This window comes from Bradyrhizobium sp. BLXBL-03, from assembly GCF_051853015.1.
GTDB lineage: Bacteria > Pseudomonadota > Alphaproteobacteria > Rhizobiales > Xanthobacteraceae > Bradyrhizobium > Bradyrhizobium manausense.
Genome location: NZ_CP182470.1, coordinates 6482145 through 6496812, shown reverse-complemented (window position 1 = coordinate 6496812; position 14668 = coordinate 6482145). Strand labels below are relative to the sequence as shown.

The window sequence follows — 14668 nt, the reverse complement described above, 5'->3', positions numbered from 1 at the left end:
CCCGGCCAGATTTAAAGCGCCCTACATTAATACCTTGGGGATTTATTAATTCAACAAAATCATATATTGAATTTTCTCTAGATTATATTTAATCGAGTGGAATGACAATTGAAGATCGCAAACCATCGGCAAGGCAATCCAACCGGCAGGTTCAACACAGGTTTAACAGCCTGTCCTCAGCGGCCAATCAGCATGATTGAAGACGTGTACGCGCTGTCGCCGCTACAGCAAGGCATGCTGTTCCACAGTTTGTCGGCTCCCGGAACAGGGGTCTACACCGAGCAACTGCTGTGCGACTTGCACGAAGCAGTTGACGAAGCCTCTCTGCGGCGCGCCTGGAGAATCGTGGTCGCTCGTCATCCGGCTTTGCGAAGCCAGTTTCGCTGGACCGACGTCAATGAGCCGCAACAGCAGGTGCAAGCACAGGTCGAGATCCCTTGGCAGCGACAGGACTGGCGCGGAATTCCAGATTCCGAACAGGATCGACGAATGGTTGATCTATTGGAGAGGGACCGTCGTCGAGAATTCGATCTCGCGCGAGCGCCGCTGCTTCGTCTAACCCTGGTACGTTGTGGCGAGGCGAAGTACCGCCTCATCTGGACGTTTCACCACGCGCTGTTGGACGGCAGATCATTCCCGGCCATTCTTGGCGAAGTCTTCTCCTACTACGAGGCTCTCCGCGCTGGCACAGCAATAACGCTAAAGTGGCCCAGACCTTATCGGGACTACATCAAGTGGCTGCAAACACGGGAGTTCTCCAAGTCCGAAACGTTTTGGAGGAGCACCCTTAAAGGCTTCACGGCGCCCACTCCGCTGGTGGTGGATCGCTTGCCGACCAACGAGCGGAACGTCGACGTCCAGGGCGGCAATAAGGAGATCTTGTTGTCGCGTGAGATCACCTCCGCACTTCGTTCGCTTGCTGAGCAGAATGAGCTGACTCTCAATACGATCATCCAGGGGGCCTGGTCGGTGCTGCTAAGCCGGTATAGCGGCGAGGCGGACGTCGTGTTCGGAGTGACCAGGAGTTGTCGCCGAAGCACGATCGCGGGCGCTGAAGCCATGATCGGCTTGTTCATCAACACATTGCCGTTGCGCGTGTACGTGGACCGCGACGCCGCACTCATTCCTTGGCTTAAGGAAGTACGCGCGGCAATTGTGGCGATGCGCGAACATGAGCATACGCCGCTTGAGAAGGTGCAGGCTTGGAGCGATGTGTCAGCGGGCAGGCCGTTGTTCGAAAGCATCGTTGTATTTGAGAATCATCAACTGAACTCCCTGTTGCAAATGCGGGGACGGTCTTGGTCCGCTCGGAAATTCCATCTCTTTGAGCAATCCAATTATCCGATCACCTTGGCGGCTTACGACGGGACCGAGCTATGCCTGAAAATTGGATTCGATCGCGGTCGATTGGATAGCGCGACGGCTGGCCGAATGCTCGGCCACTTACAAACACTGCTTGAGGCGATGGCAGAGAAGCCGAAGCAACGGCTCGGTGATTTGCCGCTATTGGCAGCGGCTGAGCGTCACGACCTGCTGGTCGCGTGGAATGAAACACTGGCAGACTACCCGAAGGATGGGTGCATCCATGAACTCTTCGAGGCGCAAGTCGATCGAACTCCGGACGCCGTGGCAGTGGAATTCGGCGAGCAGCGCCTGACTTATCGCGCGCTCAACCATCTTTCAAATCAGCTTGCCCATCATTTGCGCGAATTGGGGGTTGGTCCCGAGGTTTTGGTAGCTATCTGCTTGGAGCGTTCGCCGGAGTTGATCATCAGCTTGTTCGGCGTTCTCAAAGCTGGAGGCGCTTATGTGCCAATAGATCCAGCCTATCCACCGGCACGCATCGCATTTATGCTGAAGGACGCCAACGCGCCCGTTCTGCTCACGGAGCGCAAGCTGAGCCGAATTCTGCCCGATCTTAGAGCGAACGCCGTCATTTTCATGGATGACCCTGCAGTCTGTGCGGGGAGCGTCGGCAATCCCAACCGCGCTGCGACCGACTCGAGCCTTGCTTACGTAAATTATACCTCGGGATCTACAGGAAATCCGAAGGGGGTCATGATTCCTCACCGAGCGGTCAGGAATCTGATGGCCTGGATGCAATCGACGTTTCCCTTGAACGAGGGCGATCGCGTATTGCAGCAGATTTCATTTAGCTTCGATCCCGCGGTCCTGGAAATCCTGGCACCGCTCTTCGTCGGCGCGCGTCTGGTCCTGGCGCAGCCGGGCGGACATCGTGACCCAGCGTATTTGGTCCAAACGATCATTCGATGCCGGATCACTGTCATGCACCTCGTGCCATCGACGCTGCGCTTGCTTCTGAAGATACCGGAACTCAAGGCCTGCCGAAGCCTCCGGCATGTGTTCTGCGGGGGCGACGTATTGACTGGAGAACTCGCCGGAGAGTTTTTTGGAATGGTCGGCGCAGAGTTGCATTATTTTTACGGACCAACCGAGGCCACAATCACCTCGCTGTTTTACTCAGTCCCGCGTCAACACGCTGACGATGTTGTTCCCATTGGCTTGCCAGTAGCCAACACTCAGGCTCACGTGCTGGATGCTCATATGCGGCATGTCCCCGTCGGCGTCCCTGGCGAGTTATATCTGGGTGGCATTCAGATAGCTCGGGGCTACCACAATCAGCCGGAATTGACGCGTGATCGATTCATTGGCGATCCTTTCAGCAAGGCGCCGGGAGCGCGGTTGTACAAAACCGGTGATATGGTTCGACGACTGCCGAATGGCATGCTTCAGTTTCTTGGTCGAGTGGATCATCAGGTAAAAATTCGTGGCCATCGCATTGAACTGGGCGAGATTGAGACGGTCGTGACCACACATCCAGCGGTGCAGGAAGCGGCGGTTGTAGCGCGAGAGAACTCAGCGGGGGACAAGAGACTGATAGCTTATGTGAGGCCGGCGATCTCGTCGGCTGGCCTCGGCGCCGAACTACGGAGCCTGTGCAGAGATCAACTGCCGACTTATATGATTCCTGCGGACTTCGTCTTCCTGGATGCATTTCCCACGACGCCTAACGGTAAACTGGACCGCGGGGCATTGCCATTGCCCGGTGTGAGGTCATCTCAGTCCGAGGAATTGTATGTGCCGCCAAGCACTCCGATGGAAGAAGTGGTTATCAGCATATGGTGCGAATTACTCGAGCTGAAGAAAATCGGTATCAAGGACGATTTCTTCGAATTGGGTGGCCATTCGTTAATGGCTGTGCGGATGATCAACCGGATCAAACAAGTAACGAACGTAACCCTTGGGATTTCGGATCTCTACAAAAGTCCGACCGTGGAAGAGCTATCAAAGGTCATTGCTACCCGAGGGCTAGCGACACGACCGCCGGTCGTTGAATTGCAGAAGGGCAACGCGGAGCGCCCGGTGTATTTCGTTTACGCGGGGCCGGATGAATTCGGGCTCGCCGAATTGCTGGATAGCCAGGTGTTCGGGATCGATATGCGTCCTTGGCCCCTGCAATGGCGTGCCGCGGTCGCAAACAACCGGAAATCCGCCTTCCCGACAATCGAACAATTAGTTGCGCCATATGCAGCAGCCCTGAGTGCCCATTTAACGTCGTCATCCTGTGTGCTCGCGGGGCACTCCTTCGCAGGGATCATTGCCTTTGAAATGGCTCATCAAATGCAAAAGCAAGGTCGCCGGGTAGATCTGGTGATGTTGTTCGATACCTCTGCGACATATCCAACGACACGTGAAGTTGCTTGGCGGAAATGCCGACAAATTTGGAAGCAAGCTCCGAACGAGCTGTCTTCACCAACAATCGCATCGCGCTTGCAGCGCTCATGGCAAACCGTCCACTGGATGCTCGATGAGGAAGCGCGGAAGTGGTTTCGAGGCATCTGGAGAGGACGAAGCACTTTTACCACCATGGTCGACGAGGACGGGGCTCCGTTGCCCACGAGGCTCGTAGAACGATTGTATACGAGGATCCTACGGTCTTATCGCCCGCGCCTCCTTGACACTCGGGGGGTTCTTTTTCGGTCAGAATCGGGGGACGGTATGCGGGGTTTGGACGACAGCCTTGGCTGGAAGGGTCTGTTTCTTTCGGGTCTGGAAATCATACCCGTGAATGGAGATCATTTGTCGATGTTCCGGGAGCACAATCGAACGCTAGCTCAGAGGATCAACGCAGCGCTGAAGCGATTTGGCACGATCTCGGAATGTGCCCAGATTGGGCCTCTACGTACGGGTCGAGCAGCAAGCACACAAGAGGGTAGCGCCTTCGATAATTCGGAGCCTGATACCCATCTCATTGATCAACATCGACTGGAGCATTACGAGGGCTTCGCCGATTGCGGAGACGCTGATAACAGCGACGCTGCACGCCAGATTGCGTCCCGGCGGCAGGATGTGGAAAGAAGGGCTGGCTAAGACGTTGGCTGCAAGTGAGCTGTGGGCGTGTCACCATTGCGCGTAACCGCGCGTGGTGAATTGCGTATTGCCCTTATCGTCGACCGAGCAGCCGTCGTGCAGTCCGGGTTGATAACTTCCCTCTTCGCCGCATTGTCCTTGCCTCCGCTTGACGCAGCCGAAAACGAAGTCCTTCCAGTTCTGTAACAAGTGCGATTAGACCCTGCACTCGGTCTCTCAGAATGGCCGAATAGTTGTAAACCTGACTTCGACTACTCATCAGCAGTTCCTAGAAACAATGGCCGAAATGACCGCGGCGCTATCGGGAAAACTATGCAATCGCAAGTAGGCGCATGATGCAAGGCAAAAAGGTTAAAAAGGCCTACTAATGTAGTGTGAACGAGCGTGCGCTCCTTTCGCTTTGGTTTCGGATCGAGTTTCACCTGAACCCTGCAGTTACAGCGCCTGCCAATCAGCCCTCAGCGTTTCGGACGAGAAGCCAAAAGGGTTCGGATCGGTGGGGCGAAATGCGGCTCGGAAATCCTGCGCCGATAGGAGGGTGGAAAGACCGCGGGCGTTTCATGGCGGACCCGACGCGGCTCGGCATCGAAAGCCACGAGTTCAGGCGTCTATAGCGAAATGGCCACACGTACAAAGGTTCCGCAGCTGCTGAAATGGATTTGGTGCTGCATCAGGCAGCCATTCGATTAGGATGGCGGAGTCATTGGATGGGATCGCCATGCGGTACAAAGCCTTCCTGGTGGACAGTAGCCGGCACCCGATCTGTGCCGCAAAGCTTGATTGCATCGACGAGCAGAGCGCGAGATATCGGGCCGAGCAAATGTCTAGCGAGCACGATGTTGAGCTTTGGGAAGGCGATCGGCTCATTGCGGTCTTTCGAACCCCTGGGGGACGTCGGGACAACTAGACGCTGAGCGACATCGGCTACATTGTTCGTCTGGATTGAATTGTGTACGCTCCTGCGAAATCAGCTGCTATGGTTGTCGCTTAGCCGTCGTCGGCTGGCAGCGCATCTTTAATCCATCCATCGCAGGACCTGCGCGATGCGCGCCAATACCACATCTTCGTCCCGATCTTAACTTTTTGCACCAACATCAAGCTTAACGAACGGCTCTGGTTGCGCAACGGCAATGCCCTGATACGCTTTGGGTGCATCATGGCTGCGTGTTTGCGATGATCAGATATTCATCCTACGGCACGACAAACTTCTCGAGGCGATCTCCTGCGGTCGAGGATTACGATCCACTTCGAGCAGCGTATGACGAGCTGTTGAAGTTACGCGAGAGCGTCGCCATCGCCGAAGCTAAAGCGGCGAAGCAGTCTCATGCAGGCTGGAAGGCAAATTGATCAAAAATGGCGGCTAAGCCGTTCAGGCAAAATGGTTCAGGCTTGGTCTGAAGGCTGGTTTCGCCTCTTTCGTATCTTGCCGCGCGCGCAATCTGCTTCTCATCGTGCATGTCGCGGATCCAACAGTGGGGACAGTCATGATCCCGCGGGCAACAGCAGGACTGTAATTCCGACCTTGAGCACTCCAGCGGCTGCACACTACGCAAACGGCTACTCCGGTCATGGCGCTTCTCCCGAAAAAGTCGCCTAGCGAACTGAGCAATCTGAGTCTCCGCCTAGAGTCGTGGCATCGGAAATGGCGCCATTATTTATATTAATATGGCGAAATTTAAATTGATAATAATTAAAAATTAAACTATAAATTTAAAGATAAAAGCCGACGGTGGGCTTGTCGGGCCAACGACACCTCCCGGCAAGCAGCAGGCCTGGCCGTTGGATATGGTGCGGATGTCAGAAGCCAGCGGAGGAGGGCAGCATGAACCCGCAGCGACTGGAGGATTGGTCCATTGATTGAGTCGTGGACGCTGCCCGTAGAGGTCGATGAAGCTCTGGCCGCGAGGCTCCTGCTTGTCATCTGACAGAACTCCAAATTATTCGAGGCAGGATCTTGGACTTCGAGGAGAACACCACGCGCTGAGATAAGGGGTACGTGGACACGACGACGAGAGGCCAGCCTGCCGCGCGAACCTAACACTGAGCTTTCCCAATTGTGAATGGGGGCTTTCAATGTCAAACTTCGTCGAAGATCTACAGATGCTCCGCTTGATCAGAGCATTTCAGAAAGTAACGGACCCAGCTGCTCGGCGTACGATCGTGATATTCGTAGAGGAGCAGGTGCAGAAGCAGGGCGCGAAAAAACCCGAGGATCGCATGAGCGGGCCGGCCTAGCTGGGGGTGCCTCGCCGGACTGTCTGGTTCGTTCGGCCTCCGTCGGAGTGTTCGCTCGATAGTTATGCGATTTCGTCTCGACCCGGGCAGCGCGTCGCCAGTCTTCGTCCGTGCGATGGGCATTTGCCTGACTGCCTTCGAAGACACATCGTCGAAGTTGCTCGGCTGGTCTCAATTATGCAGCGAGGCCATTCGGAAAAATCCGCCCCGCAGCCGCGCCTTGCCTCAAGCTGAGGCCCCGAAAACCTCAATGTCTCAACAAGGTCTAAGCCGCAGCCGCGCTGCGGTTCACGGTTCAGAAGAACGCGGGTTGCCTGAGGTGTCGAAACCGACGCGCCCGACGATTCCGCTTAGAGGGCTCTGCTATCAGTCAGAGGGCGGAGCAGCTAAAGGTACGCCCGGTCGCTCCCCAGCGGTCTCAAGGAAGCAATAGTCTTGCTACCGCCGATTGGTTGCACTTTTCATCGTATCCGCCCACCCTATCGACGTCGTGATTCGGGGAATCATGTATCAGGACCAGTTCGAGAGAATGTCGATGGACGAACTGTGGGAGCTCCACAGCATGGTCAATGCCATTCTTGCGGAAAGGCTGATTGCCAAAAAGCTCGCGTTGGAGACGCGGCTCAAACAGCTTCGATCGGAGAGCGCTGACGCAGGCAGTTCATCGCTGAGGCGGGATCAGTGAGTGACGATGCATGGCACGTCCGATCGAGCTGTCCGTGTCGTTGAACGGTTCTTCATTCGATGGAGATGTCCGCGTGCGCTGCGATGGCGGACATCGCCGAATGTGAGAGGGCTTCCGGTCGCGGCTATACAGTCGAGCAACGTGCATCCGCAACGCTAATATCGCGCCGCTGCGGTTTTGCTTTGATTTCGATACACTTGACGTTGCGGAATGATAAACGGGTCCTGTGCTGCCCGGCATATTGACGAGAACCACGATTCCATGGCCGGTCGGCGGCGCTTTGGTGTCCTGCGCTCAGGCTCGCCTACAGGCGTGCTTAGTCGTCCGTGAAGAGCGGCTAAGCGATTGAGCTAGAATCGCATTTGTCGTTGTGGGCTGTTTTGCGATTGCAGGGTTTTGATGTTTCGGGCATCGGAACCCTGCAATTTCATTTTCAGGATTCTTTCGAATCGCCAGGCATGATTCTGTCGTCGCATCGGAGGTGGCGATGCGACCGAAGAAGCACAGGACGACGGGATCGGGCGATCTGTTCCGGGCCAGGCTGGACCAGATCATCAATATGAAGCACGAGCTGGTTCAGCTCGCCGGCAAGGTCGATTGGGACTGGATCGACGGCGAGATCGCGCCGCTCTATAGCGAGAACGGCCGGCCCGGGATCGCAACCCGCTTCATGATCGGGCTGCTGCTGCTCAAGCAGATTTACGGCCTGTCCGATGAGGGGGTGTGCGAGCGCTGGGTCCACGACCCGTATTTCCAGTATTTCACCGGCGAAGAGTTCTTCCAGCACGCGTTCCCGCACGAGCGCTCGGATCTGAGCCACTGGCGCAAGCGGCTTGGCGACAAGCTGGAGCTGTTGCTGGCCGAGAGCTTGCGGGTGGCGCACGAGGCCGGCGCGCTACGCAGCCAGGACCTCGAGCGGGTCACGGTCGATACCACCGTGCAGCCGAAGGCCATCACCTTCCCGACCGATGCCAAGCTGCTGCACGCGGCGATCAAGGGGCTCAACCGCCTGGCGAGGAAGCACCAGGTCAAGCTGCGGCAGTCCTACCTTCGCATTGCCAAGACCGCCGCGATGATGGCGGGACGCTACGCCCATGCCAAGCAATTCAGGCGGCATCAGCGGCAGTTGCGGATCCTGCGCTCGAGGCTGGGCCGGATCATTCGCGATATCCGCCGCAAGATCGACGGTCAGGCCGTGCTCGAGAACGCGTTCGCCCTTCCGCTCAGCCGGGCCTCGCAGATCCGCTCGCAGCAGCAGCGCCAGCGCGGCTGGAAGCTCTATTCCTTCCACGCCCCGGAGGTGGAGTGCATCGGCAAAGGCAAGGCCGCCGCGCCTTACGAGTTCGGTGTCAAAGCCTCCATCGTCACCAACAACCGCCGCGCTCCAGGTGGCCTGTTCGTGCTCCACGCCAGGGCGCTCCCCGATAACCCGTACGACGGTCACACCTTGCGGGACGTCATCGACCGCGCCGAGACACTCACCGGCTGTCCGATCGAGCGGGCCTATGTCGGCAAGGGATACCGCGGCCACGACGTACAAAATCCCCGTCGCGTCTTCATCTCCGGCCAGAAACGCGGTGTCTTCGGAGCCATCAAACGCGAGCTGCGACGCCGATCCGCTATCGAACCCATCATCGGACATTTGAAGACCGATGGTCACCTCGGCCAAAAGGCCGCGCCGGCGATGCCGCCAACGTCATCCTTTCAGCCGTCGGCCACAACTTCCGCCGCATCCTCGCCTGGCTGAGGGCTCTCTCGTGCCTCATCCTGACCGTACTCATAGCAGCCATCAGTCGTCGCCCAGCGCTCAAATCGGCTTCTTAACGGACGACTGCTTAGCTCCGTCGGATGGGCCCGCCCACGAAACGGTAGTCTACGGTGCTGTTTTTGGTCCAACCCCTTTGAGCACTGCATGAAGAAAGGCGCTTGCGTGGTCATACTTCGCCGCGCGATCGACCGCCTGACCGCTTGGGCCAAACGCGCGGCCGCCACTTATTGGATCATACACCCCGGCGGGATCTGATGCGGGATCGAGGAGGTCTTCGCAAGTGCTTCGAGTGGGCACAAAAAGCTTGTGCAGTCGAGATGCGTCGTAATGGTTTTCGTTGTGGTCTACAGCCAACAAATATAGCGCAATAAAGTCACGGAAATCGGCGCGAAATGTTGCTCGCTGGGCCATGAGTATTCTCTCCGCCCCGATCGATAATTCGAAAATCAAATCAAACAATACATGATTTGAAATGGGAGGGCGACGAGAAAATTGCAGTCCGATTCACGCGGTCGAGCGTTCCGAAGCCGAGCGACAGGCATCGGAGAAAAGATACCGCGGACCGGGTGCACTAGCGTTGCGTGCGGATCCTAACGTGCCCTCGCAACTCACTCAGCAGCTTCAGAGCCGGTCAGCTCTACCCGATCACCTTCGCGGCTTGCGACGCCCCTTGCGACGAGCCGATCAACTACCGCGTCGCTGATCCGCTTGGTCCCGAACCGCCAGCCGCCGCGGACGCGCTTGTTAAAAGGTCCAAGTTGCAGCAGCCGAATGTAACCACGATCCTCTGGCGAGAAAGTCATATTTGGCCCCGAAAATTTAACACCGCCCAAGCTCTCTATATTAAGAATAATCCGTCGATCGCGACAAGTCTTAGCGATTTACGACCGAGGCGGTATTTAAATGCCGGCTGCACGAGCCGCCGAGCTAAGAAGCTGTAAATTGTGGTCTCTTGGCCGAATAGGGTGCATCGATTGACGCGGCCGAGTGCCGTCCCTTGGCGAGATCAACGGGGTGGCCTAAGGGGCCAGATGCCGATGTTCATGGTGCGCTGCGGCTTTGTCTTCCTCAAGTGCCGCCGAGAGGCACCGTGGACAAACCGAGAATTGTTTTTCAGTCGCCGCCCTACTCAAAGCACAAGCAGGTTTCGATGCGGCATGCGCGTTCGGGGCGTATCGCATCGCGCGCGAGGCGGCACGTCACAGACTGAGCGATGTTCTTCCGGCTCGCTTTACCGAGAAGCAGCGCTACGATGAATGCTCCCGCCTATGGCTTAACATAGGTCCAGCCCTGCTCTTCCAACTCCATCACCCGCACGACGCCGGACTTGACCACTTCAGCCTGGGGGATAATCGGGATGTCCTTGTTCTCAGCCTTCCGCATGTTCTCTTGGGTGTTGCCGCAGGCCTTGAACGAGACCTCCGGCGTGCTGAGCGCCATCGTTTCGATCCGCGCTTTCACTGGCGAGGTGTCTTCGCGGAACATGTGCAGCCCGGGACCGAACGCGATCACTTCGATTTTCACCTTGTCGCCGGTGTCTTTGTAATATTGCGTGACGTTCATTGCATTGTTGAGCGTGAGGTTCATTGCTGCGGGATCATTTGTATTCACCTGGAGGACCAGATGGTGCTGCTTGCTATTTGCCATGGCGTGGCGATCCGTCCGGGGAGACGCCGCCTGATGGCGCGTCCGCGCACTCGCGGGCGACGTCGCACGCGTGCTTGTGGTGCGCGTCCCTTCCGCAACTGCTGGCTTTGGCGCCGGCCACGGACGGGCGTACTCTTGCCCTGCAGAGAACGACGCGCCAAGCAGGAGTGCTGCGATGCAGACGATGGCTATTCTTAGCATGTATCGAAACTTGCTCATGTTCCAATCTCCTATCTGAAAAGACAGTCTTCTATCGCGCACTAGTTGTTGGGCTTCGCGATCGCTTGCGGCCATTTGCATGTAGCGGCGATCTTGGCGCGCACCCTGTCCAGTCCGGTCAAAAGGAAAGAGGCGTCTAGAAATGCTTGTGTCGACCGGGAAAGTTGCACGTCAAGCTGACCCTGGCTGGGAAGCGATTGTATCAAGGCCGCTGCATCAGTCTTGAACGCGACACCGCCTCCAAATGCTGGAGTAGCCGCAGGGAGCTGTATGACCTGGCCGCCATTAACCCGATAGGAAATGGCGTAGTCCTCACCGCGACCCGAAACATCAGATCCTGCGACCACGAGTTCCGTGCGTCCAGCGCGGCATCGGATCGAGAGCCGCGTCGCACTGCCTACATCTTGGCGCGATGATATCGTCGCGGTGGCGATCGGTGAGAAATCGACCGGTGATCTCGTTTGGCCGACAACCCAGCCATCCTCGTTGCGCCCCAGAGGAACAGCAGACGTGATGGCCTGGGAGAGTTCGTCAAGGCATTTCAGCCGCTGCGCGCCTGCCATCCCGGAGCAGGCGCGAAGCTGTGCTGTCGGATGGTCCTCCCCCTGCGCTAAGGCTACGCCGCTCACAAACACGAGAACGGCTGAGTCGAATGCGACGGCCCGTTTCATTGCGATGCCTGTGTCGCGGGTGGATGGGCGTCCAGCCATGCTTGTGCGGCGGGGAAACGTGAAAGCCCAGGAACCGTCGCCGCAAGATTGATCGATTTCCACTTCGGATCGAAACCCGCCACCTGCAAGCTCTCAATCCGCGAGAACAGTCGATCGACAAAGCGCGCGACGCGCCCGAAGCGGTTCGACTTCGGAGCCCAATTGAAGGCGACCAGCGCCGTCGGCACTGCGATCGTCGGCACGCGCTCGCCCGGCTTGATCAGGCTGGGATAATCGCTCGCGTCGAGAAAGGCAGGAACATAATAATCCTCCAGCTTGCCATCATAGATGACGGGAAGGAACTTGAATCCTGGATCCCAGTGACCGCGCACGAACGCGTCGACCGGCTTCGATGTGATGAATACAACTGCGGCGATATCGCCCTTGCGCATCTGCTCCAGTGCAACCTGATGTGGAATGAATGTCTGCTCAACGTCGAGGCCAAGACGACTGAAGATCAGCGGTCCCGAATAGGCCGCGGCGGTGCCCTGGGTATTGAAATTCACCTTCTTGCCGACCAGATCGCTCAGCCTGGAAACCTCCGGTCGCACGAAGATGTGTAGCTCGGATGGAAATAGGTTGAGAACGTAGGCTAGCCTGCGCTGGATGTCGGGCACCTGGCTCCTGTACTCTTCGAGTACGTCGGAATTGATGATCGCAGCGTCAACACCGCGAAGGTAGAGCAATGAATTGACGTTCTCGGTCGGCCCCCGCGTCACGATCGGCAGGACGTGGAGATTGTCTCCGTCATCGACGACGCGGGCCATCTCGGCGGCGAGTCGGATGGGGGCGCCTTCGATGAGGCCCCCAGCAAGACCGATCGTCCAGGCGTTCATCGTATCTTGCGGCTTAGGCGCTTGATGTACGCTAACGCCCTGAGCCTTGAAAGTTTTGGTACGCGCCTCAACCCAAGCCGGCCGTAAGGTCAGCAATAGCGAAATCGAGGCAGCGAAAGCAAACAGCGTCCATCGACCGAAAGAAGAGTTCATTTGCCAGGCCCTCCGATGGATCAAATTTCTGTCTGCGCCGCCTCTCCTCAATCGCGGGTCAGCGCCGCGACGAGTCGAGCCGCTCTTCTGCTTCCTTGATGCCGCCGGCCCGTGCTCTTGCGTAGAGATCGCGCGCTTTCGCCGCATCGCCGACCGTCCCATACGCGCCCCATTTGCGAAGGACGATCGGGTCATAGGTCTCCGCAAGTGCGAAGCTTGCATGCGCATCCCCGATCTCGGCGGCACGCTCGAGCACCGCGCGCGCCGAGGCGATATCACCCTGACCAAGCAAGACACTTGCTCGGGCTACGAGTCTTGCCACCTCTGCAGCAATCCCCGAATCAGGCCTGGCGTTCGTTCGCGTGGCGGCTAGGGTTGTCTGGGACGTCGCAACAGGCCTGATCGCGTCAGCCTCGGGCCGTTTGTCCTGCACGCCCCGACGCTTCGTGGTATCCCCGGATGCAGCGTTCCGCTGCGATGCAAGCTCCCGTTCCAGCTGTGCGGTCTTTTCGCGCTCCTGCTGAAGCAATCTCAAGGAGACCGCCGACGTGTCCGCGACAACCTGCTTCAGCCGAGTAGCTTCGGCGCTCGACTGGGCGGCCTGCAAGTCAATTTCCAGCCGGGCCGCCTCGAGATCATGCGCCAGCCGCTCTCCGCGTTCTTGCTCTTGTTGCAAGGACCTCCGCAACTCCGCGGCGCCGGTCTCTGACGCCTCCTGGGGGGTAGCCGCCCGATCAGCGGCCCTGCGGGCCTGAGCCTCATACGCGTAGATTGTGGCGTGCGCCATCGACAGATCGTTCTCGAATGCCTCGGCCCGCTCGTGCTCTTTCTCCAACGTCAGCTTGAGCTCCGCAGAGCTCTGCTCCGCTGTCTGCTTCATCCGGTTTGCTTCATCGATCGCTTTGGTTGCCAGTGCCGTTTGAGCTTCCACCTCACGCCGGGCCGCTGCCAAGGCTGCCTCCAAGCGGCTTGCGCGCTCTTGTTCGTGTTGCACGACTTTGCGAAGCTCCGCAGTGGTGTCGACCATGACCTGCTTGGCTCCGCTGGCGTCGTCTATCCCCTTTGCGGATGATGCCGTCTGCCTCTCGGCGTTGCCGCTGCCCGTTGTCAAATGCCGTTCCAGTGTCCCGACATGCTCCTGTTCTTGTGGTGCGGAATCGGAGGTGCCAGAGCCGCTGTCTCGCGCCGCATCATTTCTTCTTGGGACCTTTTCGGTCTCAACCTTTTTCTGTTTCTCACTCTGACCGAGCACCTCTGTCAGGCGCTTCTGTTCTGCCGCACCGGCCTTTGCAAGACATGCGCTTACCTTTTCGCTCACGCCTGCAAGAGCACACCAAGCCTCATCGGAGAGTGCCCTACAAGATTTGAAGGCGCTCAATATGTTGCCTCCGCACGAGGACTGGTAAAGCACGATGTCGTCGCTCTTAGCTGTTCGATATTTTTCGGAGCACTCCCGGCTCTTCTGCGCTGCTGCATGGGCGTAGTCGATCTGCTGCCGCTGATAGGTGGTGCACTCTTGTTGTGATTTCGGCTCCGCCGGCGGAATTGGCTGGTCGTCGGCAACCACGTAAGAAGCAGGGACGACCAGCGCTGGCAGCAGAAGCGTTATTGCTAAAGGACTTGAGCGAAACATCTGAGGACCATCGGGACAGCAGGGCAGTTCCTGGATTGCGTGGGATAAGCCCGTGAAATGGGTCGCCTCATGCCAATGAAGCTCCATCGGAAGTGTGTGCAGTATGGATAATTCATCGATCTGTCGTTCAATGGCTTTCCACTCCAATGTGCAGCCTCGTATCCAAGCCGTGAAAATGGCTCCGGCTGGATGGGGCTGGGCCACAATGCCCGAGCCAGAAGAGGCGCGGCTGGCGCGTTCAAGGCCTTTCGAACCTGCAGCCGTAAAAACCCATTCCAAATTTAATTATTATATCCATATAGAATTAAAGCAATATTTAATTAAAAGCAAGCTCGAGTCGGGCATCCCGCGAACCGATGCGCCGTGGTAGCGAGGCGCGTCTATCGTATG

Annotated in this window: 8 protein-coding genes and 1 pseudogene; 3 read left to right on the top strand and 6 right to left on the bottom strand. The window is 57.6% G+C overall.

Annotation, left to right across the window (positions count from 1 at the left end; translation table 11 throughout):
- Positions 1-108 precede the first annotated feature (108 nt).
- Entirely contained in the window at positions 109-4392 is a 4284-nt protein-coding gene (locus ACNJX9_RS31045) for an amino acid adenylation domain-containing protein (protein WP_439405758.1), read from the top strand.
- A 1322-nt stretch (positions 4393-5714) separates the two neighbouring features.
- Here the strand turns inward: ACNJX9_RS31045 and ACNJX9_RS31040 are convergent.
- Positions 5715-5849, bottom strand: a complete 135-nt coding sequence (locus ACNJX9_RS31040; RefSeq protein ID WP_283809594.1) for a hypothetical protein — start codon at positions 5847-5849, stop codon at positions 5715-5717.
- 1313 nt (positions 5850-7162) lie between these two features.
- Here ACNJX9_RS31040 and ACNJX9_RS31035 point away from each other — a divergent pair.
- Positions 7163-7312: a hypothetical protein gene (locus ACNJX9_RS31035; RefSeq protein WP_228749897.1), complete on the top strand. Its 150-nt coding sequence runs from the start codon at positions 7163-7165 to the stop codon at positions 7310-7312.
- 487 nt (positions 7313-7799) lie between these two features.
- Positions 7800-9136, top strand: a pseudogene (locus ACNJX9_RS31030) (IS5 family transposase).
- Between the two features lie 49 nt (positions 9137-9185).
- On the opposite strand, the gene ACNJX9_RS31025 reads toward ACNJX9_RS31030, so the two are convergent.
- The 5 genes from ACNJX9_RS31025 to ACNJX9_RS31005 all read right to left on the bottom strand — a co-directional run bounded on the left by ACNJX9_RS31025 (position 9186) and on the right by ACNJX9_RS31005 (position 14425).
- Positions 9186-9491: a hypothetical protein gene (locus ACNJX9_RS31025; protein ID WP_439405756.1), complete on the bottom strand. Its 306-nt coding sequence runs from the start codon at positions 9489-9491 to the stop codon at positions 9186-9188.
- Positions 9492-10346: 855 nt separating this feature from the next.
- Positions 10347-10946 (bottom strand): DsrE family protein, encoded by a 600-nt coding sequence (locus ACNJX9_RS31020; RefSeq protein WP_220006271.1) that lies wholly within the window; start codon positions 10944-10946, stop codon positions 10347-10349.
- A 41-nt stretch (positions 10947-10987) separates the two neighbouring features.
- Complete coding sequence (locus ACNJX9_RS31015) at positions 10988-11617, bottom strand: hypothetical protein (protein ID WP_439405753.1); 630 nt, start codon at positions 11615-11617, stop codon at positions 10988-10990.
- On the bottom strand, positions 11614-12645 hold the full coding sequence (locus ACNJX9_RS31010) for a TAXI family TRAP transporter solute-binding subunit (RefSeq protein WP_439405752.1): 1032 nt from the start codon (positions 12643-12645) through the stop codon (positions 11614-11616). Before ACNJX9_RS31010 ends, ACNJX9_RS31015 begins: the two co-directional genes overlap by 4 nt.
- Before the next feature lie 58 nt (positions 12646-12703).
- A complete protein-coding gene (locus ACNJX9_RS31005; protein ID WP_439405751.1) occupies positions 12704-14425 on the bottom strand; it encodes a hypothetical protein in 1722 nt (573 codons plus the stop codon).
- Positions 14426-14668: the final 243 nt, after the last annotated feature.

What these genes read in the sequence shown, in the direction of transcription:
- ACNJX9_RS31040 (WP_283809594.1), bottom strand. Translation starts at nt 5,849, where the DNA reads ATGCACGATGAGAAGCAGATTGCGCGCGCGGCAAGATACGAAAGAGGC.
- ACNJX9_RS31025 (WP_439405756.1), bottom strand. Translation starts at nt 9,491, where the DNA reads ATGGCCCAGCGAGCAACATTTCGCGCCGATTTCCGTGACTTTATTGCG.
- ACNJX9_RS31015 (WP_439405753.1), bottom strand. Translation starts at nt 11,617, where the DNA reads ATGAAACGGGCCGTCGCATTCGACTCAGCCGTTCTCGTGTTTGTGAGC.
- ACNJX9_RS31010 (WP_439405752.1), bottom strand. Translation starts at nt 12,645, where the DNA reads ATGAACTCTTCTTTCGGTCGATGGACGCTGTTTGCTTTCGCTGCCTCG.
- ACNJX9_RS31020 (WP_220006271.1), bottom strand. Translation starts at nt 10,946, where the DNA reads ATGAGCAAGTTTCGATACATGCTAAGAATAGCCATCGTCTGCATCGCA.
- ACNJX9_RS31035 (WP_228749897.1), top strand. Translation starts at nt 7,163, where the DNA reads ATGGACGAACTGTGGGAGCTCCACAGCATGGTCAATGCCATTCTTGCG.